The organism is Lacrimispora amygdalina (assembly GCF_003432035.1).
In the GTDB taxonomy this organism is placed as follows: domain Bacteria; phylum Bacillota; class Clostridia; order Lachnospirales; family Lachnospiraceae; genus Lacrimispora; species Lacrimispora amygdalina.
Window position 1 is genome coordinate 1 of record NZ_QOHO01000064.1, and the last position, 22,321, is coordinate 22,321.

A 22,321-nucleotide genomic window follows, 5' to 3' on the forward strand; every position below is an offset into this window, starting at 1 on the left:
CTATTTATAGTTTGTCACCTCATCCATGTTCTTTAAACCATCATCCAACCCGGCAATTACGCCAGCCATCGTATTGATATAAGAAACAGCCAGCAATCCGTCCGGTTTTAATACACGCAGGCATTCTTTCATTATGCGGGGTCTTATCTCATCATCAGTATGATAAAATGCCCCCATACATAAAACTGCATCAAAACTTTCGTTACAAAACCTGGTAAGATCCAGCATACTTCCGACATAAATATCTTTTAATACAGGATTATTCTTTTGCTTGTTCCTAATAACCTCAATATTACCAGGAACTATATCTCCTGCAACAACATTATATCCCAACTCAGCTAAAGGGAAAGCATAATTTCCTGTCCCCGCACAGCCGTCTAATATCAAAGACTCTTTTTTAATAAATTTCTTTAAATAATGCATACTGGTCAGCCATTCTATCTTATGACTATTGTTTCTAAACAACCTTCCTTCTTCGTCGTATGCTTTATAATAATTAATTATATCCTGGTCCATAAGCCTATCCCCTAATCTGATTTCCCCACACTTATAAGATTTTGAATCAATCTGTAATTTTTAAATAATTATATATTTTATCATTCTTTTCCCGCTCCTTTCTTCCTGCCTATACACAATTAAGCCTACGGTTTCCTTGCAAGCTGTAAATCAATCGTATCATATATAGTAATTTTACCACCCAAATTATCTATAGCAGATTCAATTTCAGAAAAGAACTTACTTCTTGTACACTCTTCGATTGCAATATGATCAGAATAAGTGCCAATAAGAGATGTATATTCTTTTGCAGTAAATGTTCTTGTTCTATGATATAATTTGAAACTTATATCAATAAAGCCATATTTCCCAGCTAAATCAGCACGTTTTTCAGCATCGTTTTCACTGTACTCATCATTACTTAGAGTATCAGGCATATATACAGAATAAATCTTCTGAATAGCTTCATGTATTTCCTCTCTCTCTTTATCTTTATACGGGTGATTGGCAAAACGGGCAAAAACACCACCGCTTTTTAACAGATTAAAAACCTTTTTGTATCCAACCTCCTCTGGTATCCAATGAAACGCCGATGCTGAATATATTAAATCACATGTATTATCATCGCATTCAAAGTCCTCAAACTTTGCCGTCACCATTGAAAACTTAGGAAATTCCCTAAATTTTTTTCGGCATAATTCAGCTAAATTCGAACCATACTCCACAGCTGTCAGGTAACAACCTGTTTTTAAAATCGGCAGAGTTGCCTGGCCTCCCCCAATTCCAACTTCCACAACATTACTTGTCTTATTAATTGGAATATAATTAAAAATATCCTCGTATAACTCCGGAACATACCCTGGACGCATTTTTTCATACTTTTCTGCCTCAGTATTAAAGGTCCACTCCAATCCATGAATCACTGACATAGAATCCCCCTAACAGATATTTGAACTAAAACATCTAAATTACTTATGTGTAAGCTTATCATTTTTATCCATATATTTCCATAGACATTGTAATAATTTTTTCACCTGGAGTTCTATTACTTGAGCTCCTTAGCCAACCTAATAACGACTGGCACACGACAAAAAAAGACCCCACACTCTCATGCGAAGTCTTTCCATATCACGAAACTCTTTCCCCAGCCGGTAAACCGCCCGGGAAAATCATCCCGATTTGAGTAAATTTTGAGTAATACTCCCTTACCCAACTCACAAACCCTTATAAAATAAGGATTTACTCCATAGTGTAAGGCATAAGAGCGATATGTCTAGCTCTCTTGATTGCAACAGTCAGTGCTCTCTGATGCTTTGCACAGTTGCCAGTGATACGTCTGGGAAGAATTTTTCCTCTTTCAGACACGTATCTTTTTAATTTATTTACATCTTTATAATCGATAACGCCATTCTTCTCGCCGCAGAATACGCATACTTTTTTTCTTCTGCGCATGCCGCCTCTTCTCATCTTAGCGCCATCAGCTTTATCATTCCTGTTAAATGCCATTGGTATACCTCCTGTTAGATTTAGTTGAATGGAAGTCCTTCGTCTTCGACTCCATCCGGGATATTCATAAATCCATCGCCGATTGCACTGGAGGGAGCTGGTCTGGAGGTTGGCTGATAGCCGCCGCCTTCACCCGGAGCGCCGCCCTTGCTGTCTGCGAATTCCTGATCTTCTACAACGATATCGGTTGTATATACTTTAACGCCGTCTTTATTCGTATAACTTCCAGTCTGGATCCTTCCGGAAATCAGTACTCTCATACCCTGACGGAAATACTTCTCTGCAAACTCGCCTGCTCTGTCAAATGCAACGCAGTTGATAAAATCAGCGGTCTGCTCATTGCCGTCCTGACTTCTGCGGCTTCTGCGATCAACAGCAAGGGTATACCTTGCGATGGCCATAGCACGCTCGCCCTGGGAATATCTTACTTCTGGATCACGGGTCAATCTGCCCATAAGGATTACTCTGTTCATACGATCACGCTTTCTTTATCTATTATGCTTCTTGTTTCACGCATAAGTATCTGATAACCGGCTCCATAATACGAACGTTTTCTTCTAAATCGTTCGGTGTTGTGGACGCGCCATCAAATTTGATGAAGTAGTAGAATCCTTCTTTCATTTTCTGAATTTCGTAAGCTAATCTCTTCTTACCCCATTCATCAACGCCAGTTACAGTGCCGCCGAAACGAGTAATGTAACCATTAATTTTTTCCATGGCAGCTGCTCTCTCTTCATCTTCGAGCTTTGCGTTCAGAACAACGGTTAATTCATATTTGTTCATGCTTGTTTACCTCCTTGTGGTCTCTGGCCCCTGCCTTCAGTTACAGGAGCAAGGATTAATATATGTCACGGTACAGTATTATACCGGAAATCTTTGATAAAAGCAAGTCCTTTTCCCACTTTCAGCACATTTTTCTTTTATTATAAGGATTTTATGACTTTGGCTGTCCATCTTTACCCTTTAATCCCCTGGTATTCTTCTCTACCAGCTTCCTTGGTACCATAATCATGTGACCACAGCCCATGCATTTCAAGCGAAAATCCGCCCCAACACGCAGGATTTCCCATTCCTGGCTCCCGCATGGATGCTGCTTTTTTAATTTTACAACATCTCCAACTTCATAAATCATACCATACACCTGTCCCGTACACGCTATTTTAATATAATATCAATTTCCTTCAGCTCCTGTTCAGTAAATGACAGATTCTCCAGACAGGCTGCATTATCTTCCAGCTGCTTTACACTGCTGGCTCCTATTAAAACCGATGTCACAGCAGGTTCCCGGAGAACCCAGGAAAGCGCCATCTGTGCCAGTGTCTGGCCTCTCTTTCCAGCCAGCACATCAAGGCTCTTAATCTGATTCATCCTTTCCTCAGTCAGATATCGTCCGCCGATGGTCGTTCCCTTTCTGGCAGCCCTTGAATCATCCGGGATACCATTTAAATACCGGTTTGTCAATGCGCCCTGGGCAAGGGGACTGTAGCAGATACAGCCGGTTCCCTGCTCAAGCAGAGCCCCAAACAGACCGTTCTCCGCTCCCCGTTCCAGCATGTTATATCTTGGCTGATCAATGAGGCACGGCACTCCCATGTCTCTTAACATGGAAATCGCTTCCACCGCTTCCTGCTCACCATAATTGGATATCCCCGCATAAAGTGCCTTTCCCTGTTTTACAATATCTGCCAAAGCTCCCATGGTCTCCTCTAAAGGAGTCTCAGGGTCTGGTCTGTGATGGTAGAATATGTCTACATATTCCAGGCCCATACGTTTCAGACTCTGATCCAGGCTGGACATCAGATATTTTCTGGAGCCCCAGTTTCCATAGGGACCAGGCCACATATCGTATCCGGCTTTTGTCGAAATAATAAGCTCATCCCGGTATGGAAGCAGATCACTCTCTAAAATCATTCCAAAGTTCTCTTCTGCCTTTCCAGGAGCTGGAAATCCGTAGTTGTTTGCCAGGTCAAAATGGGTGATTCCCATGTCAAATGCCCTTAAAAGAATTTCTCTCTGCTCTGATAATGGCTTCTCCAGTCCAAAATTCTGCCATAACCCCAGAGATACCATGGGAAGCATGACCCCACTTCTTCCGCAACGCTTATATTTCATAGTATTATATCTGTTTTCTGCTGCCTGATACATCGTTTTTTTCTCCTTTTAATCCTGGACCGTTCTTCATACCCCGACTGCATCGCAGAGCACTTCCCCGATGCTCCCGCTGATCACCAGATCCGCTTTGTCATCCATCGGGGTAACGGTTTTGTTAATGAGCACCATCTTATTTCCTCTGTAATAATCAATCAGTCCGGCTGCCGGATAGACCGTCAGAGAAGTTCCTCCTACAATAAGCATGTCTGCATGAGAGATGTAAGCCACAGACCGGCTGAGCACATCTTCGTCCAGACTTTCTTCGTATAACACCACATCCGGCTTGATCAGCCCGCTGCAGCTGCACCTTGGAATCCCATCCTCTCCCATGGAAGAAAGCAGCTCTTCCAGTGTAAAAAATTTCATACATCTGGTACAATGGTTTCTCCTGACCGATCCATGAAGTTCCAGCACATTCTTACTTCCTGCTGCCTGATGAAGTCCGTCGATATTCTGAGTAATAACTGCCTTTAATTTTCCCATCTCCTCCAGCTTTGCAAGGGCTATATGAGCCGGATTGGGCTTTGCCTCAGGAAACAGCATCTTGTTTTTATAAAAACGGTAAAACTCACCAGGATTAGACCGGTAAAAGCTGCGGCTGATGATGGTTTCCGGAGGATACCGATACTCCTGATGATAAAGTCCGTCCACACCCCTGAAATCAGGAATGCTGCTTTCAGTCGATACCCCTGCACCGCCGAAAAATACAATATTGCGGCTTTCATTGATCCAGTCCTTTAACAGACTTTGTTCATTCATGATTTTAACCCTCCAACTTGCAGGGGCGGATTCATCTGAATCCGCCCGTAACTGATTTCCAACAGCTGAAAATCAGGTTATTTCATCGAAAAACACGCCATTTAAAGGTCTTATCCGATCTATCATCGTCTGCCGGTTTTCCGGAACCTCCGGTTTTTCATATCCAAAAAGCCAGGAAGTCAGTTCACTGATTCCCATAAACAGGTGCGGTTTTATCTTATTATTCTCTGATACCGGAGTCATAACAGAGCCGTCTTTTTTAATCCTCCACAGAAATACACCGCTGTTCTGACGTATAAAATCATCTTTTACTTCAATAAACAGTTCCATCTCGCTGACAGGGCAATCCTCTTTCAGTCTGATCACTTTAACAAACTGCTCGAGATGAATAATACGTCCCATAACAGCAGGCCTTAAGTTACCGACTTCTTTTACATAATCCCCAAGAACAATGAGCTCTCTCTGATTTTCTGCAAGCTCTCCGTAATAAGCCCAGACTCCGGCAAGCCTCTCTCTTTCATCTCTGGTAAAAAGAAGAATCATATCTCCGCTGTCGCTTCTTACTTCTCTGCATAAATTCCGGTAATACTCCTCATCTCTGTGAGCATATACCTCATACTTTTTTTCCAGCTGGCGGCCCACAAACCTTGCAGCCTCCTTACAGTCATCAGACCGTTCCATAAAAGCACGGCGGCTTAACCGGGTTCTGCCCTTTTCGTTCAGCACCCGCTTTGGCAGATCGCAGATATAGGTAAAATCAAAGGGATGGTAGATGGCAGGATCAACCGGAACCAAAAAACAAAATTCCATCCGTTCCATATACATATCCAAAAAGCACCGGGCAAGCAGCCTTCTCATATAACCCTGATGACGGAATGCCGGATCAGTAGCCACTCCCGCAATATAATCCACCTTCCATATACGGTCTTTCACTACCACCTCATAGGGATTACGATGGAGCATTGCAGCTGCCTGATCACCGCTCCATGCAGTCAAAATCTTGTTCTTCCGGACTCTGTCCGAATAATAATAATCCAGAAAGCTCTTGGTATCCTCAGAAAAAACTTTTTCCCATAACGCCCGGCTTTCACTTTTTTCTTCCTGCTTCAAATACCGTACCATAGTTTAGAAACCCTTCTGTACCACTGAGTATTTTCTTGCAAAATCAACTGGATAATAAGACATCTTCGCTTTTCTTAAACCTTCCATTCCCACATCATCTTCCCTGTTTACCAGTAACAGCTCTTCCGGATAGGCGTGGGTTATGAACTGCTGGTTAATAAACTGGTAGAGACCTTTCACATTAGGATCGGCTTTTTCGATATGAATAACAGCCATTTTTTCATATGGGTTGTAGCTTCCTATGGTAAATGCCTTTAATACTCCGTCTATAAAGACGCCTGCCATTCTTACATTTAAAAAAGAGCAGTTCTTTAAGATATTGTGAATTCCCATAACTTCAAAATCCAGCTGGCGGGTAAACTCCGCGGCTTCCACCTTGTTCTCCCACCATGTATTTAAGAATTCCACCACACTGTCCCGGTCTGAACAGCAGAGTGTCCGGTACTCGTATCTTCCATCATATTCCTTTAAAAAGGAATTCAGATGATTTTTCTTTTTGTGAAGTTTCTTCCCGGCCAGTGTGCGTAATGATTCCGCATCGTAAAGATAATCCTTTAAGTCCTCAACCTCTTTTACCTCAAACTTATCAGGATCCAGATTCAAATACTGAACAGCAGCCTCATCTGCCAGAGAGATCCTGAGAGGCTTTTTTAAAACCTCATTAAAATATTCTTTCATCTCATTGAAATAATAAGGAAGGTCTTCCTCCCGGCACATAGGCATAGCTGTAAATGGCTCGCCATCCTTTTCCATTAAAAACTGCAGCGCTTTATTGCCGCTGATTGCGTACTTCACATGATAGTACTCTCTCCAGATAAAACAATCCAGATATACGCTATCACAGGTCTTATTTGGCCGCAGGGCATAAAATGGAGTTATCTTTTCAACATCGTTTGCCTCTATCGGCTTAAATTGTAAATTCATAATTATTCCCTTCTATATTGATCACTAGCTTTTCTTAATAAAATCAGTATTACACCTGGGACAATGGATTTTTATTTTCCCCTTACCCCTTGGTACCCTGATTTTTTGTCCGCAGCCGGGGCATTTGTAAATATGAAACTTCATGCCCTGCTGAAACCGGAAACGCAATCTGCGGAATGTTTCCGTTATTTTAAAACAAAAGCGTTCAAACTTCTGGTTTTCCTCAAAACGTTTCCTGATATTTCTTGAAAACATACGGTAGTAGCTTAATATCAGGACAGCCACCGCAATGAAATCCACCAGGGGATTGCGTATAAACAGGCCTGCTACAAATAAAACAAATGCTGCTGCTGTTAAAAACCGTCCCAGCTTATCAGCGCCATATCTTCCTGTCATAAACCTTATAAACTGATCTCTCATTTGATTCATGCTATAGTATCGCCCCTTTTCTTTGACTTAACTATAATAAGCTATCCAGCCAAAGTCAATGTTATGAACGGATATTTCATAATCTTTTCAGAATTAATTCCTGAACTTATCCCGGTACTGTTTCGGTGTCAGACCATAACGTTCTTTAAACAGGCGATGAAAATAACTGCTGTTTTCATATCCGATTTCCTGTATAATTTCTTCTACAGGTTTACAGGATGCAGTCAGGCAGTTAGCAGCCCTGCAAAGCCGGATCAGCTGTAGGCATTCAGTAAACGTCATCTGATAATACCTCTTAAACAGGCGGCTTACATAATAGGACGGCTGCATGACCTTTAAGGAGAATTCCTCCAATGTGGCAGTGGAATAATGACTTTCCAGATACTGGTATGCAGTTAAGGCAATCTGCTCCTCATACTGAATCACATCATGGGATTCCACCTTATCCGCATCATGAAGCAGTTCCATAATCAGCATGGACATCGTCGCCTGATTAATCTCCTGTCTGCACTTTTTCTCCACCATAAGAGACCAGATCATATTCTCCAGAAGATTCCTGGCGGGCAGGATGTCCTGGAGCCGGAAATGGAGATAATCCGCTACCGAATGATTTTCCGACAACGCACCTGCAATAAAATGTCTCAAAATGCTTCCATCCTCCGTAATTAAAGACGGGTGGGAAAAAAACTCCGGCATGAGGAAAAAATGAACCGCTATGTCACCCTCGCCTGCAGGCTCAATCGCATGGCTGGTGCCCTGCCTTAAAAGAAGGAGATCATAAGTCTCCAGTACAATTCGTTTGGTTTTATTAATTACCTGAGTGGTGGAACCGCTGTACATATAAACCAGTTCCACATAATTGTGGCTGTGATCAGGAATCGCTATATGCGGCGGCTGGCAGTAAAGATCCATCAGCCTCCCGGATTCAATAACAAGATCCTTATCCACTACATTACTTTTCCCTTCTTTTATACAATATGATAAAATTGAAGATGCATCTTTGATAATACCGTTTTTTTCTTCCGATGTGTTCCTTAAAAATTTCAGAAGTTCTTCATCCATATTAACCTCCAAACGGCAGACTCACATGCCCTTCCCCCGGTTCATTATATCACCTTTTTTGCAGTATTTGCAAGAAAAGACGGTTTTTATACAAATTTGGACATAGTTTATTTATCAAACAGATCCTATAATCTAGTGATGTATTCATTTTAATACAATCATAACAATCCGCAAGAGGTACGACATATGAAAAAATATCCGATACGTTTAACTAACCTTGAAGAAGCAACTGCATTTGTAAAGACAGCGAACCAGTTTGATTGTGATATGGACATCTGCAGAGGCAGTATTATCATCGATGCCAAATCCATTTTGGGTATTATGACACTCTGTTCAGACACCGATCTGGAACTGATCATTTACAACAACAGCCATGATGAGGTTCTGGAATCGTTATCCGCCTTTCTGGTAGATCAAAAAACCGCCTGACCGATACTTAAAAAAGCAAACAAGAGGCCGTCAAAAACTAACCATAATCTGTTAGTTTCCGACAACCTCTTATTTTAATGCTGGTCTAATTGAAATTCATCTACCAGTTCTTTTAATGCAATTGCCATATCAGACAGTTCTTTGCTTGCAGCTGCACTTTCCTCTGCTGTTGCTGAGTTATTCTGTACCACTGCTGAGATCTGATCGATACCTGCAGTGACCTGGCGGATTGCTTCAGACTGCCTCACAGAAGCTTCCGAGATCCGTTCAATCATCTCGGAAACAGAACGGGTGCTCTCTACCGCTGTTGACAGGGATTCTGCGGCGTCCTTCACCAGACTGGAGCCATTCATAACGGACTGAATCGAACCTTCAATGAGATGTGTGGTATTCTGAGCCGCTTCCGAACTTTTTGACGCCAGGTTGCGGACTTCATCGGCTACAACAGCAAATCCTTTTCCCGCTTCTCCTGCACGCGCCGCTTCCACAGCCGCATTCAGTGCCAGAATATTAGTCTGGAACGCAATATCTTCTATGGTTCTTATAATTTTGCTGATCTCCCTGGAATTTTCACTGATTTCCTCCATGGCAGTAACCAGAGCTTCCATATGTCTGCTGCTGGTCTCCAGCTCTCCGGTGGCGGCAACCGCCTGCGCATTGGCACTGGTGGAATCCTGGGCATTCTTATCAATATTATGGGAGATATCATTGATGGTAGCAGCCAGTTCTTCTACCGCACTGGCCTGCTCTGTTGCCCCCTGGGCAAGAGCCTGTGAGCTGGCGGATATGTTCTGCGATCCATAAGCGACCTGATCCGAAGCAGATACTATCCTTTCCATCGTTACGGTCAGTGTACTGCGGATTTTAAGCAGGGCATTCTTCACCTTTTCAAAATTCCCTTTATAATCGTATTCCAGCTGGAACACCAGATTCCTGTCTGCAATCTGATTGAGAACAGAAGTAATTTCATCAATATAGTTTACATAATCTCTCAGCTGCAATACTGTATTGCCCAAGGAAGCAGCAACCATACCAATTTCATCATTATCAAAGTTCTCCATGGCAAGATCCAGCCTGCCTTCTGCAATCTGTTCTGCAACATAAGACAGTTTTCTAAGCGGTTTCGTCATGCCCCTGGAAATGAGGATAATTAATAATACAAGCAATACCGATCCCAGCAGGAAGACAGTTGTAATTGTTGCAGTCACAGCCATACGGGAAGCAAGCAATTCTGACTTTGGAATACTTGAAAGTACAAGCCAGCCGGAGTCCCCAACCCGGTTTACAGCCCCAAAATACTCTTCCTTATTCATCGTATACTCATAGCTGCCTGCTGCCTGTCCGGTTATCGCCTGTTTTATATTATCAGACATGTCCGTTTCCGTAACGTTCTTCTGAATGATATCATTGTTCGGATGATATACGATTTGTCCACCCTCTGTAGCCAGAACCACAAATCCATCTGTTCCGATCTTGTAATCACTCATGATTGTGACAAGCTGGGACAGCTTAATATCCAGTCCCATCACACCAAGGGGTTTTCCGGTGCTGCTGTCAAAAACTCCGCAGACTGCACTGACAATGACTCCTCCTGTACTGGCATCCACATAGGGCTCCGTCAATATAGGGTGATCCAGCTCCATGGCCCGGTACCAGGGCCTTCCTGAGATATCCCAGCCATCATCCGATGTGAAGTTGTCCGACTGTGTTACCTGGCTTAAATCCAGATCTGCGATCCATGCAGCGAGAATGTTATCCTTATCTGTCGCCTGCAGCTTATCAAGCGTTTTCTTAATCTCCGGATATCCCTCACTGTCCGGCATTCTCACTTTTCCGGTGGCATTCTTTAAATACGATTCCACCTGCTGGCTCGCTGCCGCACTCTTCATCTCCGCCAGGTAAAAAGTCAGAAACGAATCCACCTGGTTTGCCGCAGCTAAGGATGCCGAATTAAGATTTTCCGTAGACTGATGTTCCATGCTCTTTCCAACCTGCATAGTAATAAGAAATCCTGATAAAATTAAAATTACTATGACTGGAGCTGAAATCCCAAAGAGCAGTTTTGTAAATATGCGTTTTTTTCTCTTGTTTATCATAGACATCCTTTCTCCCCATAATTATACTATAATATAGCATGGGGCTTTCTGGATCGCAACTGCTAAAAATATCAATTAATAATATAAGGAAATGGATTAATTTTCTAATTAAAAATCAGCAGGACGGTCTGTTTTATCTCAACCGTCCCGCTTTCCTATATTAAGATTGTATCAGGAAATAAGATTCCATGATCTCTCTTAATTTTTCTTTATCCGTTTCTTTCAGCGGAACCAGAGGCAGCCTGTATTTCTCCTCGCACAGTCCCAGTAAGGACAACGCCGCTTTCACAGGAACAGGGTTCACATCCATAAACATGGCATTCATGATCCGCAGCAGCTCCAGCTGCATATCCCTGCTCTTTTTAATCTGTCCTTCAAAAAACAGTTCACACATTGTGTGCATCTGAAGAGGCATGATATTTGCCAGGACTGAGATCACTCCTTTTCCCCCAAGAGACATAATCGGTACAGTCTGATCATCATTTCCTGAGTACAGATCCAGCCGGTCCCCGCACAGGGCCGCCACTTTTGCGATATGGGAGATATTCCCCCCTGCCTCTTTAGCCGCCCTTATATTGGGGTGCTTTGAAAGCTTTAAATAGGTCTCCGGTTCAATATTAACCCCTGTTCGCGTGGGTACGTTATACAGGATTATGGGAATATCCACGCGGTCCGCTATGGTATTAAAATGCTCCACCAGTCCATGCTGGGATGTTTTGTTATAGTACGGTGTGACCAGCAAAAGCGCTGATGCTCCCAATGATTGTGCCTTCCTGGAGAGCCTCACGGAATTTGACGTGGAATTGCTTCCCGTTCCCATTATTACAGGTACCCTGTGATTAACATAATGCACCACAAATTCCAGCAGCTCAGTCTTTTCCTTCTCTTCCAGAGTAGAGGATTCTCCTGTCGTTCCGTTTACAACAATCGCGTCTGTACCATTTTCCAGCTGAAATTTCAACAGCCGTTCCATAGCCGTAAGATCCAAATTCCCATGTTGGTCCATGGGGGTGACAATGGCTGCAGCAGAGCCTTTAAAAATCCCATCATTCATAGACATTCATTCCTAAAAAATAGGTTCATACTAACAAAAATATGACAAACATTCCCGGTTGGTACCATACACAAATCATTTTTTTTATCATATAAACCAGTATAAGGAGTGATGACCGTATGCATAAATTTCTTCTATTAGGCGGCGACTCAAGACAGCTTTATTTAAGCCGCATTTTAACTGAAAACGGCTTTTTTAATGTTCTTCATTCTGACGGAGATGATCCGGACTTCTCACTGAAGGAAGCCATGGAAAGCTGCGATATTATTCTCTGTCCCATACCGTTCACCAAGGATAAAATCAGCCTTTTTTCTGACCATGAAATGAACGACCTTGGAATTGGCAATCTCTTAAGCCATCTTACCTCCGGCCATATCCTGTTTGGAGGCAGCATTCCGGCATACGTAAAAGATTATGCCAGAAAAAATGAAATTAGCTGCTTCGACTATATGGATATGGAAGATGTCACCATAAAAAACACCATTGCAACTGCAGAAGGCGCTGTCGCGGAAGCCATCCGGTTAAGCCCCGGCTGCCTCCACCAGAGTAAATGCCTGATTACCGGCTTCGGAAGATGTGCCAAAACCCTGGCACTTAAGCTAAAAGGCCTTGACCTTACTATCACCATCGCGGGAAGAAGAGCAAACCAGCTGGCCCTTGCTTCAGCCATGGGTTTTCAGACTGTTTTACTAAGTGATTTAAAAAAAGAAATAGGCAGCTACGACTATATCTTCAACACCATACCAGCACTGATCATCGATGAGGAGCTTGTCTTTCTGGCAGCGCGGCAGGCAGTCATTATTGATATTGCCTCTGCCCCCGGTGGTGTGGATTTTGAAGCCTGCAGACAGCAGGGAATCCGTGCAAAGCTATGCCTTGGCCTCCCTGGAATCTATGCTCCCGAAACCTCAGCGAAAATTCTGTATGAAGCGATTCTCACCTGTTTATCTCAAACTGTCTAGGCAAAGGAGTGCAATATGAAACTGGAAGGAAAGAAAGTTGGCCTGGCAATTACCGGGTCCTTTTGTACTTTTGACAAAATAGAAGAAGAAATCAAGGTTCTGGCAGAACAGGGAGCCGATATCTATCCCATTTTTTCGTCCAATGTCCAGACTACAGATTCCCGATTTGGCAGCACGAAAGAATTTATGGACCGGATTACTGAAATAGCCGGTAATAAGCCTATTCTCCGGCTGGAGGAAGCCGAACCCATCGGCCCCAAAGGATATTTAGATATCCTTCTTATTGCCCCCTGCACCGGCAATACGCTGGCAAAGCTGGCAAATGGAATTACCGACTCACCGGTTCTCATGGCTGCAAAAGCACATTTAAGGAACGAAAAACCCCTGGTTATCTCCCTTTCCACAAATGATGCTCTTGGAATGAATTTCAAAAATATCGGTATTCTTTACAATGTGAAGAATATTTATTTTGTACCCTTCGGCCAGGATAATCCTGTAAAGAAACCGAATTCCATGATTGCCCGCACGGAACTGATCTGTAAAACTCTGGAATATGCGCTTGATGGAAGGCAGATTCAGCCGGTAATTATTTAGAGCCGCGGTTAATCCGTACAACAAAAATGACTTATATACCCCTCCCCCGCTCTGCCGGGGGAGGATTTTATTTATATTATAAAATCAATTCTCTTGAATTTATCCATTTCTGCGCTTACACTTAAACCATGAATATCCATTTTAGTAAAACGGTTCGTATAAGGGGGATAAATTTGGACTGCCATATTTTAATAATTGACGATGACAGAGATTTGTGTACTTTAATTAAAGAATGTGCTGCTAAAGAAGCAATAAACGCAGATTACTGCCAATCCGGCATGGCTGGACTGGCAATGCTTGAAAAAAAGGAATATCACCTCATTCTTCTGGATGTGATGATGCCTGGACTTGATGGATTCCAGACGCTGGAGAAAATCCGCAGCAAAAGTAATATTCCAATTCTCATGCTGACTTCCAAAGATGACACCACCTCAAAAATTTACGGTCTCCGCTCCGGTGCCGATGATTATCTGACAAAACCTTTTAATATGGAAGAATTAATTGCCCGGATTATATCACTAATCCGCAGATACACCCGTTTTAATGGAGCAGGAAACGGTTACCGTCCGCTTATATATGAAGGATTGAGTATAGACTTTGACAGCCGAAGTGTAACGACCAAAAATGGAACCTTTGATTTACCGCCAAAAGAGTTTGATGTTTTACTTTTCTGTGCAAAAAACCAGGGCAGAATATTAACAAAACAGCAGATATATGAAGAGGTCTGGAAAGAAACGTATGTTTACGATGACAGCAATATCATGGCCATTATAAGCCGGCTTCGGAAAAAGATTGAACCGGATCCGGGAGCGCCTTTCTATATTCAGACAATCAAAGGAATTGGTTACCGCTTTAATAAGGAGGTGTAAGCGTTGGCATTGACATTCGTTCTAAGCTTCCTTTTATGTATATCAGTCCTTAGCGGAACGGTCTGGCTTACTCAGTTAACAGCGGTCAGGAGGCAGCTGCGGGAAATGGCAGAAGCTTTATCAGATATACAGGCTGGGAACGGGAACCGAAAAATTCTGGCTCCCCGTAATGATCTGACTGCAGAGCTTTCCTACAAATTAAATGGAATTGTTTATTGCTACGAGGAACAGATCTATAAACTTAAAGCAGCAGATGAAGCAAACCGCCAGCTTGTGACCAGCCTTTCCCATGATGTACGAACTCCGCTTACTACTCTGATTGGGTATTTAGATGCGGTGCACAGGGGCATCGCCGGTCCGGAGGAGCATGTAAACTATATTGAGACGGCAAGGTTAAAAGCGTACAGTCTTAAGGAATATATTGATCTTTTGTTTGACTGGTTTAAGTTAAACTCCAACGAATTCACTTTATCTTCAGAAAAAATCCAGCTTGCAGAACTGACACGGAATATACTGATAAACTGGATACCTGTCTTTGAAGAAAATCAGATCCAGTATGAAATAGATATCCCGGAAAAACCGGTTTTCATTCATGCCGACCCTGATGGTTATGAACGGATTATCAACAATCTTATTCAAAATGTTATAAAGCACAGTCATGCATCAAAAATAACAATACAGATATCAAAAAAACAATCCGATATTACAATTCAAATTGAAGACAATGGAATTGGAATTGACCCGGCTGACTTACCGCATATCTTTGAACGGTTATATAAGTGCGATAAAGAACGTTCTGACAAAGGCAGTGGGTTGGGATTATCAATTGCGAGACAGCTGACTGAAAAAATGAATGGCTGGATTGATGTAAAGAGTAAGTCAGATCATGATACCGCTTTTATTATTTGTTTTCCAGCTGCCCCAGACTGATTGCAAGGTTATTGCAAGGCAGCGGCAAGGTTTATGCAAGGTTCCGGTATTAGAATAATTTCAATGAGAGAGGAGGTTTTTTGAATTGGGTGAATTGATCATTGAAACGAAAAATCTTACAAAACAATATGGAGATCAAAAAAGCGTTAACAACTTAAACCTGCATGTAAAGCAAGGGCGCATTTATGGACTGCTTGGCCGCAACGGAGCCGGTAAGACCACAACAATGAAACTGCTTCTGAACTTAATAACCCCCTCATCGGGAGAAATACGGATATTTGGAAAAAATATAAAAGAGGATGCCAAAAAAATATTGCCCCGCATCGGAAGTCTGATAGAAGCACCTGGATTTTATCCAAATTTGACCGGGACGGAAAATTTAAAAATTTTCGCACTGCTTAGAGGAACCCCAACGCGCAACGCAGTTCAAAGTGCTCTGGAAATTGTAGGACTGCCTTATCATGACAAAAAGCTGTTTTCTCAATACTCGCTGGGAATGAAACAGCGTCTCGCCATTGCCCTTGCAATTATGCATGATCCGGAGCTGTTAATTTTAGACGAGCCGATTAATGGTCTTGACCCCATCGGAATTGCTGAAATGCGTTCTTTTATCCGGGATCTTTGCCACTTAAAAAAGAAAACAATATTAATATCCAGCCACATCCTGTCAGAAATATCTTTACTTGCAGATGACATCGGAATTATCGACCATGGTGTTTTGCTGGAGGAAGAAAGTCTTTCTGAACTGGAAGAAAAAAACAGCAAATACATGCATTTTATAGTTTCAGATACTTCTCAGGCTGCCAGAATCCTGGAAATGAATTTTAACACAGAAAACTTTACGGCAGAAAAGGACCATAGCATACGTGTGTATGAAAAACAGCTTTCTGCGGCTTTAATAAACCGCACATTAATAGAAAATGGTATAGAGGTTTCTGAAGTACATACCTGTGAAGACACTCTGGAGGATTACTTCAGGCGTATAACAGGAGGTGCGGGAATTGGTTAATCTTGTCTATGCAGAATTTTTAAAATTTAAAAGGAAGCGGATTTTTACACTGGGAATACTGGCCGCCTTTATTTTTCCTTTTTTTAATGCAGCAATTCTGGCTGAACCAGATTTTGCAGATATCCAATCCGGAGTCAGGGAGGACAATGCTTTTTTATTTTTAATGCCTCTGCTCATTATCCTGGCTGTGAACTTATTTTTCGCAGAACTGGAAAACAACACACTTAAAAATCTGCTCTGTATTCCCGTTTCAAAAATAAAACTGGTGCTTGTTAAACTGCTGGTATTACTGATATTTTCAATTGCATTTCAAATTACAGGTTTTTTCATCAGCACTATTTATGCTGTTTCCCAGGATATCCCCGTGGTTCAGCCACTTTTTCAATTTTATCTGACCGCATCAACCGGCATGCTGATGTGGGCTGCTTCCCTTCCCTGCATTGTACTGGTGGTCTGGTTTAATAAAAGTTCTATTCTATCCGTTATCATTGTTTTTTTCTATACGCTTTTAAACTATACCATGCATTTCAGCGATCATATCATGATGCAGCCCATAGGATTTCATACCGGAACACTTATGCCTGTCCCCATGATCTTTCGGTGGCTCTATCAGTTTTACACACCGTCAGGAGACGTTCAGACTGCATTTTATCAACGTTTCAGTCAATATTTTGCCTCTACATCCGAGTGCTTTTCTATCCTTCTTCTTGAAGCCATAATTTGTATTGTTTGCATGATCCGGATCTATAGCGGCAGAGAATATTAAGAAAGGGCATTACCTCATGATTTGTATTATAAGAACCGAATTTATGAAATTAAGACGTTTCTATGTTTTACTTATTGGTATGATCGGCATGGCTTTTCCCGCTATCCTTTCTGTATTCACTCAGACAGTCACGATTCCTGAAGCACAGATACAGGATTTTAACTTCACCGTTCTTTTCAATCATACCATCTGGAATAGTGCTACAACTTTCATGCCTGTAATCTTCACCCTGATTGGAGGCTTTCTAATTAACCGTGAATATAAAGACGATACATTAAAAAACATTTTTACCATACCAATCAGTTTTCATAAACTGGTATTGGGAAAGCTGATTGTGATGGGCATAATAAGTATATTATTTGGTTTTTACAGTTTTATTGTAACACTAATCGTGGGTTTCATAACCGGGATAAACGGACTTAATCCCACCGTATTACGGAACAGCTTTCTGCAGATGACCGGCATTTCCATCTGTACATATATTTCAGTACTCCCCATTATTGCTTTCACCTGCAGAAAACGCGACGCCTTTATGGGCGGTGTTGTTGTATCCTTTCTATTCGGATACAGCTCTATGTTTATAAAAGACGTCACGCTCCGCAGCCTGTATCCTATATTATCAGGTCTGACTATAATCCGGTTTGATACACGAACTTATATGAACACTGCTGAATCTGGTAATCTCAGTATTTCCGTTCTAACTATGGCCGCTATCCTTTTGTTCACAGGTAAGCTGATCTTAATGCCTTATTCCGGGAAAGCTTCTTATACCTGATTTTATGAATCTTTCCCGATACCAGCGGCATAGATCCGGTTCTTGTAATCTCCCATGCCGCTGGTATCCTCTATGTTATAGCTCATGAGGTAATGGGTTCTTGACGTGCCATAAATGGTAAATCCGTGTTCCAGGTATAAATCTGCAAAAGGAGCTGACTGATACACCGTTAACAAAACAGGTTTCTTAGTCCGGTCGGATAACCGGGTGATAAAATGAAGAAACTCTCCCAATAGCTCTATCTCCTGACCAGACTCAGACATGATAACAGAGATATCGGTGATCTGGTCCGGCTGTTCCTTATAAGCTAAGAATCCTATGGTCTCCCCACTCTTTAATATTTTCAAAAAGCTGGCATCTTTCCTTGTTCTATGAAACAAGTCGTTGGCAATGATCATCTGTATCTCTTCAACCCAGCCGCCGTAATACTGATCCACAAATGGTTTTAAGAAGTCTTTTCTTATTTTCATATACTGGTCAGAGTCGCCTTCCCCGACCGGTTCTATTGTATACCCCTCGCAGATCAGATCATCAGATAATATCATGCTTCCCCCTTACCAGCAATGGTCTGGATTCCTTCTATTTCTACCATTATATAGACAGTACCCGTAATTATTCTTTCTGGTTTTCTTTTCCCGTGTTTGCTGTTTAAAATCCTCTTCCGCTGCTTTTACAAACCCAGATCTTATCCTGCACATATCGCTTTACCAGCTCTTTTCCCATTTTTCCGTAAATCTTCGGGTCTATGACTGATTTATCTTCATTGAGAATCCGTTTTACCCCGTCACTGAACGCAATCCTCAGATCGGTTGCATAATTCACCTTACAGATTCCTTCCTGAATACAGCTTCTCACCACATCATCCTCTACACCTGATGTACCGTGAAGCACCAGGGGAATAAAGACTCTTTTTTTAATTTCACTTAAAAGATCCAGACGGATGCGGGGAGTTCCTTTATATACTCCGTGTGCTGTTCCAATTGCTACTGCCAGAAAATCAATACCGGTCTGCTGGACAAATTCCACTGCCTGCTCCGGCTCAGTGAGTCCGGCACAGTGATTTACCAGATCATCTTCTTTCCCTCCGACACAGCCTAACTCCGCTTCAACCGGAACTTTGCAGGGGTGACATGCTTCCACAACCCGTCTGACCAATTTGGTATTCCCGCCCAATGGCAGATGTGAGCCATCAATCATAATTGATGTATACCCTTCCCTCAGTGCCTGGACTGCCAGTTCAAAACTGTCTCCATGATCCAGATGCAGGGCGACAGGGACAGAAGCTCTCTCAGCCGCTGCCTTTACATTGGCATAATAGAGATTTAAACCGGCATATTTAACGGTGGAAGGTGTGGTCTGTAAAATAACAGGCGACTGCATCTCCTGCGCAGCCTCCACGACTGCCATGACCATTTCCATATTTTCCACATTAAAGGCACCCACAGCATAATTGCCTTTCTGAGCATCAAGCAGCATTTCTTTCGAAGTAACTAATGGCATCTTCTTTCTCCTATTCTTCTGTAATCAGCTGTATAATCTGATCCTTTTGTGTACATTCTTTCAGCCTGGACAGAAATCCGGGTTCCATGAGCTTTTTGGAAAGAGCAGAGAGCAGCTTTAAATGCACATCATCTTCTTTCTCTCCCACAGCAATCATGAAAACGGCATATACCGGTTCTCCGTCTGAAGAATCAAAAGATATTCCATTCTTTGATATTCCGACAGCGACTCTTGGCACTCGAACCGACTGTGATTTTCCATGGGGTATTGCAATGCCGCTGCCAAATGCCGTAGAAGAGATCTCTTCCCTCTTCATAATCTCGTTTTTAAATACCTCTGCATCCTGCAGAACACCATCTGCATAAAGCATTGCCACCATCTCATCGATGGCCTCCTCCTTCCCGGTATTTACAAGAGAGAGGCATATTGTCTCTTCTTTCAGTAATGAATCCGGTAAGATATTATCATCAGCTTTCCACCCAGACGTATCTTTTTTTGCAACCGGAGTCACAAAAATGTAAAGAACTGCCCCAATAAAAGAACCAAGAAGAATACAAAGAACCCAGGCAGCCGGCTTATTCACCAGACCAAGAATCAGGAAACCTCCATGAGGCGCCGGCACTTCGATCTTCATCAGATAAGTGGAAACAGCCGAAATAGAGGAACTTAACATAAGAATCGGAATTACTTTTAACGGATTCTTTGCCGCAAAGGGAATCGCCCCCTCCGTTATATGAGTGAAACCCAGAACATAATTAACCAGTGCAGCCGTCCGGTCGTCCTGGGAAAACCGGTTTTTCTTAAGGGTGGCTGCAATGGCCAGAACCAGAGGAGGCGTGATGCAGGCAGCGGAAACACCTGCCATAAAATAGTAATTTCCCTGTCCAAGAAGAACGGTTCCTGTTACATAAGCGGCTTTATTAACCGGCCCTCCCATATCAAATCCACACATGCAGCCAATAACAATTCCAAGGAGAACCGGACTGGTATTCTGTATCTTTGACAATGCCGCCATCATCCACTGGTTAAGCGCTGCACAGGGCTGGGCAAAGAGCATCATCAGGATGCCTACACCTCCAATGGTGACGATCGGTACAATAAAAATAGATTTCAACCCTTCCAGCTGTCTCGGAAGTCTTCTTAGGGAACTGACAACACCCTGGGAAAGGTATCCCGATAAAAATCCGGCGACAATACCTCCAAGAAATCCCGCATCAGTACCAGCTGCAATGGCACCTCCCACCAGACCGGCCAGGAGCCCCGGGCGCCCGCCGATGGACTGGGCAATAAAACCGCTGAGGACTGTAACCATCAGTCCCATGGAGTAACCGCCTACTGACTTGATCATCGCGGCAACTGCATTATACTGATCCGAAGTTGGATCAAAGGAATAAATGCCCCATAAAAAAGAAATAGCCGTCAGGACACCTCCCGCTACCACAAGCGGAAGCATATGGGAGACACCGTTCATCAGATGCTTATAGATCTGACGGGCAGTATTTTGGTTCTGACCGGGATTCAGATTATGAATCGCGGTTCCCCTTCTGACCGGCACGTTTCCCTCCAGACATGCTTTTACCAGTTCCTCCGCCTTACTGACTCCGTCTCCCACCGATACCTCCAGAACCGGCTTGCCGTTAAAGCGCTCTAAATCCACACTTTTATCACTGGCAACAATAATTGCATCTGCTGCCTTGATATCTGCCTCAGTTAATGCATTTTCAACCCCGATAGCCCCGTTGGTTTCCACTTTGATCTGACACCCCAGTTTTCCAGCCGCTTCTTTTAAGGCCTTCTCAGCCATAAACGTATGGGCGATTCCCGTAGGGCAGCCTGTAACTCCAAGTAACTTCATACTCCCTCCACCTTTCTCACAATAATCTCTTTTGCATAGTTATCAACTTTATCCATGATACCCAGTCCGCTGCTCTCCGCCACATTGGCGCCTACCGCTGCGGACCGCCTTAATGCACTCTCAATCTCATATGGCTGCTTCAGCCATATACTTAAAAATCCTGCAAGTGCCGCATCACCGGCACAGGCTGAGCTTACCAGCTGAATTTTCTTAGTTCCTGCATGGTACAGCTCACTGCCGTTATAAAAGTAGGACCCCCGTTCGCCTAAAGTCAGAAGGATGTTTCTGGCACCGCTTTCATGGAGATCCTTAAGCACATCCGTTACATCTGCTTCATCCCTCATTACAATTCCAAAGATATCCTTAATCTCTTCGTCATTGGGTTTAATCAGATATGGGCGGCAGCCTATTAAATCTTTCAAACAGGTAGAACTGATATCCAGAATAACAGCCGTCTGCTTCTTTCTGCAGATCTCCATTACCTCATCGTAAAAAGTATCTTTAAGTCCTTTTGGAAGGCTTCCGCTGATAATTAACGTATCCATATCGTTAAGTGTCTCCATCAGTCTGCATAAATTTTTCTGCTTCTTTGATGAAACATAGGAACCTTCATTTACAAACTTATACTCTTCGGTTCCGTCATTTAAAAAAATATTGATTCTGGTTGTATCTTCCACCCAGACCGGATATACTTTAAGCCCCCGTTTCCGGGTCTCATCAACAATATACTTCCCGGAAAATCCGCCGAAAAAGCCAAGAACAGCGGACTGGGTCTGAAACCGCTTCAGACAGTAGCTGACATTTAAGCCCTTTCCGTTGGGTGTATATACTGCATCAAAAGTACGGTTCACCACCTTTCCCATAATTCCATAAGACGAGATATTCATATCAATCGCCGGATTTGCTGTCAATGTATAGATCACCTTATTCCACCTCTCTTTTCTATGAAAACCCCTGCTTATCTGCTATTATAGAGAAGGTAGCGGTGAAAATCTTTTCAGTTTCTGAAAACTGCTGTACCCGGCTCCCGGAGC

Annotated in this window: 26 protein-coding genes; 8 read left to right on the plus strand and 18 right to left on the minus strand. The window is 42.8% G+C overall.

Features of this window, described 5'->3' with window-relative positions:
* From DS742_RS18855 to DS742_RS18910, 12 genes are all read right to left on the minus strand, one after another.
* Nucleotides 1-516, minus strand: coding sequence for a class I SAM-dependent methyltransferase (locus DS742_RS18855; protein ID WP_117418524.1), 516 nt, complete (start codon nucleotides 514-516; stop codon nucleotides 1-3).
* A 125-nt stretch (nucleotides 517-641) separates the two neighbouring features.
* The gene (locus tag DS742_RS18860; RefSeq protein ID WP_117418525.1) at nucleotides 642-1,424 is read right to left on the minus strand and encodes a class I SAM-dependent methyltransferase; all 783 of its coding nucleotides are present in this window, start codon (nucleotides 1,422-1,424) and stop codon (nucleotides 642-644) included.
* 310 nt (nucleotides 1,425-1,734) lie between these two features.
* The gene (gene rpsR, locus DS742_RS18865) at nucleotides 1,735-2,001 is read right to left on the minus strand and encodes a 30S ribosomal protein S18 (RefSeq protein ID WP_097004577.1); all 267 of its coding nucleotides are present in this window, start codon (nucleotides 1,999-2,001) and stop codon (nucleotides 1,735-1,737) included.
* 20 nt (nucleotides 2,002-2,021) lie between these two features.
* Nucleotides 2,022-2,474: a single-stranded DNA-binding protein gene (locus DS742_RS18870; RefSeq protein WP_117418526.1), complete on the minus strand. Its 453-nt coding sequence runs from the start codon at nucleotides 2,472-2,474 to the stop codon at nucleotides 2,022-2,024.
* Nucleotides 2,475-2,496: 22 nt separating this feature from the next.
* Nucleotides 2,497-2,784, minus strand: coding sequence for a 30S ribosomal protein S6 (gene rpsF, locus DS742_RS18875; RefSeq protein ID WP_117418527.1), 288 nt, complete (start codon nucleotides 2,782-2,784; stop codon nucleotides 2,497-2,499).
* 151 nt (nucleotides 2,785-2,935) lie between these two features.
* The gene (locus DS742_RS18880; protein WP_117418528.1) at nucleotides 2,936-3,133 is read right to left on the minus strand and encodes a DUF951 domain-containing protein; all 198 of its coding nucleotides are present in this window, start codon (nucleotides 3,131-3,133) and stop codon (nucleotides 2,936-2,938) included.
* 23 nt (nucleotides 3,134-3,156) lie between these two features.
* Complete coding sequence (locus DS742_RS18885; RefSeq protein ID WP_117418529.1) at nucleotides 3,157-4,146, minus strand: aldo/keto reductase; 990 nt, start codon at nucleotides 4,144-4,146, stop codon at nucleotides 3,157-3,159.
* Between the two features lie 33 nt (nucleotides 4,147-4,179).
* Nucleotides 4,180-4,911 carry an NAD-dependent protein deacylase gene (locus tag DS742_RS18890; protein WP_117418530.1) on the minus strand — a complete coding sequence of 244 codons (732 nt, stop codon included), beginning with the start codon at nucleotides 4,909-4,911 and terminating at the stop codon, nucleotides 4,180-4,182.
* Between the two features lie 72 nt (nucleotides 4,912-4,983).
* Entirely contained in the window at nucleotides 4,984-6,033 is a 1,050-nt protein-coding gene (locus DS742_RS18895) for a GNAT family N-acetyltransferase (protein ID WP_117418531.1), read from the minus strand.
* A 3-nt stretch (nucleotides 6,034-6,036) separates the two neighbouring features.
* The gene (locus DS742_RS18900; protein WP_117418532.1) at nucleotides 6,037-6,957 is read right to left on the minus strand and encodes a DUF2156 domain-containing protein; all 921 of its coding nucleotides are present in this window, start codon (nucleotides 6,955-6,957) and stop codon (nucleotides 6,037-6,039) included.
* A 24-nt stretch (nucleotides 6,958-6,981) separates the two neighbouring features.
* The gene (locus DS742_RS18905; RefSeq protein WP_117418533.1) at nucleotides 6,982-7,386 is read right to left on the minus strand and encodes a hypothetical protein; all 405 of its coding nucleotides are present in this window, start codon (nucleotides 7,384-7,386) and stop codon (nucleotides 6,982-6,984) included.
* Between the two features lie 93 nt (nucleotides 7,387-7,479).
* Entirely contained in the window at nucleotides 7,480-8,448 is a 969-nt protein-coding gene (locus DS742_RS18910; protein ID WP_117418534.1) for an AraC family transcriptional regulator, read from the minus strand.
* A 186-nt stretch (nucleotides 8,449-8,634) separates the two neighbouring features.
* On the opposite strand from DS742_RS18910, the gene DS742_RS18915 reads away from it, so the two are divergent.
* Complete coding sequence (locus DS742_RS18915) at nucleotides 8,635-8,877, plus strand: HPr family phosphocarrier protein (RefSeq protein ID WP_117418535.1); 243 nt, start codon at nucleotides 8,635-8,637, stop codon at nucleotides 8,875-8,877.
* Between the two features lie 74 nt (nucleotides 8,878-8,951).
* Here DS742_RS18915 and DS742_RS18920 read toward each other — a convergent pair whose 3' ends face one another.
* Nucleotides 8,952-10,973 carry a methyl-accepting chemotaxis protein gene (locus tag DS742_RS18920; RefSeq protein ID WP_170313522.1) on the minus strand — a complete coding sequence of 674 codons (2,022 nt, stop codon included), beginning with the start codon at nucleotides 10,971-10,973 and terminating at the stop codon, nucleotides 8,952-8,954.
* A gap of 160 nt (nucleotides 10,974-11,133) precedes the next feature.
* Nucleotides 11,134-12,027 (minus strand): 4-hydroxy-tetrahydrodipicolinate synthase, encoded by an 894-nt coding sequence (gene dapA / locus DS742_RS18925; RefSeq protein ID WP_117418537.1) that lies wholly within the window; start codon nucleotides 12,025-12,027, stop codon nucleotides 11,134-11,136.
* Nucleotides 12,028-12,146: 119 nt separating this feature from the next.
* On the opposite strand from dapA, the gene dpsA reads away from it, so the two are divergent.
* The 7 genes from dpsA to DS742_RS18960 all read left to right on the plus strand — a co-directional run bounded on the left by dpsA (nucleotide 12,147) and on the right by DS742_RS18960 (nucleotide 17,932).
* Nucleotides 12,147-12,989 carry a dipicolinate synthase subunit DpsA gene (gene dpsA, locus DS742_RS18930; protein WP_117418538.1) on the plus strand — a complete coding sequence of 281 codons (843 nt, stop codon included), beginning with the start codon at nucleotides 12,147-12,149 and terminating at the stop codon, nucleotides 12,987-12,989.
* A 15-nt stretch (nucleotides 12,990-13,004) separates the two neighbouring features.
* Entirely contained in the window at nucleotides 13,005-13,583 is a 579-nt protein-coding gene (locus DS742_RS18935; RefSeq protein WP_117418539.1) for a dipicolinate synthase subunit B, read from the plus strand.
* Nucleotides 13,584-13,756: 173 nt separating this feature from the next.
* Nucleotides 13,757-14,452 (plus strand): response regulator transcription factor, encoded by a 696-nt coding sequence (locus DS742_RS18940; protein WP_117418540.1) that lies wholly within the window; start codon nucleotides 13,757-13,759, stop codon nucleotides 14,450-14,452.
* 9 nt (nucleotides 14,453-14,461) lie between these two features.
* Nucleotides 14,462-15,382 carry a sensor histidine kinase gene (locus DS742_RS18945; protein WP_437126185.1) on the plus strand — a complete coding sequence of 307 codons (921 nt, stop codon included), beginning with the start codon at nucleotides 14,462-14,464 and terminating at the stop codon, nucleotides 15,380-15,382.
* Between the two features lie 85 nt (nucleotides 15,383-15,467).
* Nucleotides 15,468-16,391 carry an ABC transporter ATP-binding protein gene (locus tag DS742_RS18950; protein WP_117418542.1) on the plus strand — a complete coding sequence of 308 codons (924 nt, stop codon included), beginning with the start codon at nucleotides 15,468-15,470 and terminating at the stop codon, nucleotides 16,389-16,391.
* A complete protein-coding gene (locus DS742_RS18955; RefSeq protein WP_117418543.1) occupies nucleotides 16,384-17,157 on the plus strand; it encodes an ABC transporter permease in 774 nt (257 codons plus the stop codon). The genes DS742_RS18950 and DS742_RS18955 overlap by 8 nt, the downstream gene beginning before the upstream one ends.
* A gap of 16 nt (nucleotides 17,158-17,173) precedes the next feature.
* The gene (locus tag DS742_RS18960) at nucleotides 17,174-17,932 is read left to right on the plus strand and encodes an ABC transporter permease (RefSeq protein ID WP_117418544.1); all 759 of its coding nucleotides are present in this window, start codon (nucleotides 17,174-17,176) and stop codon (nucleotides 17,930-17,932) included.
* Nucleotides 17,933-17,934: 2 nt separating this feature from the next.
* On the opposite strand, the gene DS742_RS18965 is transcribed toward DS742_RS18960, so the two are convergent.
* From DS742_RS18965 to DS742_RS18980, 4 genes are all read right to left on the minus strand, one after another.
* Entirely contained in the window at nucleotides 17,935-18,477 is a 543-nt protein-coding gene (locus DS742_RS18965) for a hypothetical protein (protein ID WP_117418545.1), read from the minus strand.
* Between the two features lie 103 nt (nucleotides 18,478-18,580).
* The gene (locus DS742_RS18970; protein WP_117418546.1) at nucleotides 18,581-19,432 is read right to left on the minus strand and encodes a class II fructose-bisphosphate aldolase; all 852 of its coding nucleotides are present in this window, start codon (nucleotides 19,430-19,432) and stop codon (nucleotides 18,581-18,583) included.
* A 10-nt stretch (nucleotides 19,433-19,442) separates the two neighbouring features.
* A complete protein-coding gene (locus DS742_RS18975; RefSeq protein ID WP_117418547.1) occupies nucleotides 19,443-21,287 on the minus strand; it encodes a fructose-specific PTS transporter subunit EIIC in 1,845 nt (614 codons plus the stop codon).
* Entirely contained in the window at nucleotides 21,284-22,210 is a 927-nt protein-coding gene (locus DS742_RS18980) for a 1-phosphofructokinase family hexose kinase (RefSeq protein WP_117418548.1), read from the minus strand. Before DS742_RS18980 ends, DS742_RS18975 begins: the two co-directional genes overlap by 4 nt.
* Between the last annotated feature and the right edge of the window lie 111 nt (nucleotides 22,211-22,321).

Coding starts and splice junctions, on each gene's coding strand:
- DS742_RS18855 (WP_117418524.1), bottom strand. CDS start 516: ATGGACCAGGATATAATTAATTATTATAAAGCATACGACGAAGAAGGA.
- DS742_RS18860 (WP_117418525.1), bottom strand. CDS start 1,424: ATGTCAGTGATTCATGGATTGGAGTGGACCTTTAATACTGAGGCAGAA.
- rpsR (WP_097004577.1), bottom strand. CDS start 2,001: ATGGCATTTAACAGGAATGATAAAGCTGATGGCGCTAAGATGAGAAGA.
- DS742_RS18870 (WP_117418526.1), bottom strand. CDS start 2,474: ATGAACAGAGTAATCCTTATGGGCAGATTGACCCGTGATCCAGAAGTA.
- rpsF (WP_117418527.1), bottom strand. CDS start 2,784: ATGAACAAATATGAATTAACCGTTGTTCTGAACGCAAAGCTCGAAGAT.
- DS742_RS18880 (WP_117418528.1), bottom strand. CDS start 3,133: ATGATTTATGAAGTTGGAGATGTTGTAAAATTAAAAAAGCAGCATCCA.
- DS742_RS18885 (WP_117418529.1), bottom strand. CDS start 4,146: ATGTATCAGGCAGCAGAAAACAGATATAATACTATGAAATATAAGCGT.
- DS742_RS18890 (WP_117418530.1), bottom strand. CDS start 4,911: ATGAATGAACAAAGTCTGTTAAAGGACTGGATCAATGAAAGCCGCAAT.
- DS742_RS18895 (WP_117418531.1), bottom strand. CDS start 6,033: ATGGTACGGTATTTGAAGCAGGAAGAAAAAAGTGAAAGCCGGGCGTTA.
- DS742_RS18900 (WP_117418532.1), bottom strand. CDS start 6,957: ATGAATTTACAATTTAAGCCGATAGAGGCAAACGATGTTGAAAAGATA.
- DS742_RS18905 (WP_117418533.1), bottom strand. CDS start 7,386: ATGAATCAAATGAGAGATCAGTTTATAAGGTTTATGACAGGAAGATAT.
- DS742_RS18910 (WP_117418534.1), bottom strand. CDS start 8,448: ATGGATGAAGAACTTCTGAAATTTTTAAGGAACACATCGGAAGAAAAA.
- DS742_RS18915 (WP_117418535.1), top strand. CDS start 8,635: ATGAAAAAATATCCGATACGTTTAACTAACCTTGAAGAAGCAACTGCA.
- DS742_RS18920 (WP_170313522.1), bottom strand. CDS start 10,973: ATGATAAACAAGAGAAAAAAACGCATATTTACAAAACTGCTCTTTGGG.
- dapA (WP_117418537.1), bottom strand. CDS start 12,027: ATGAATGATGGGATTTTTAAAGGCTCTGCTGCAGCCATTGTCACCCCC.
- dpsA (WP_117418538.1), top strand. CDS start 12,147: ATGCATAAATTTCTTCTATTAGGCGGCGACTCAAGACAGCTTTATTTA.
- DS742_RS18935 (WP_117418539.1), top strand. CDS start 13,005: ATGAAACTGGAAGGAAAGAAAGTTGGCCTGGCAATTACCGGGTCCTTT.
- DS742_RS18960 (WP_117418544.1), top strand. CDS start 17,174: ATGATTTGTATTATAAGAACCGAATTTATGAAATTAAGACGTTTCTAT.
- DS742_RS18965 (WP_117418545.1), bottom strand. CDS start 18,477: ATGATATTATCTGATGATCTGATCTGCGAGGGGTATACAATAGAACCG.
- DS742_RS18970 (WP_117418546.1), bottom strand. CDS start 19,432: ATGCCATTAGTTACTTCGAAAGAAATGCTGCTTGATGCTCAGAAAGGC.
- DS742_RS18975 (WP_117418547.1), bottom strand. CDS start 21,287: ATGAAGTTACTTGGAGTTACAGGCTGCCCTACGGGAATCGCCCATACG.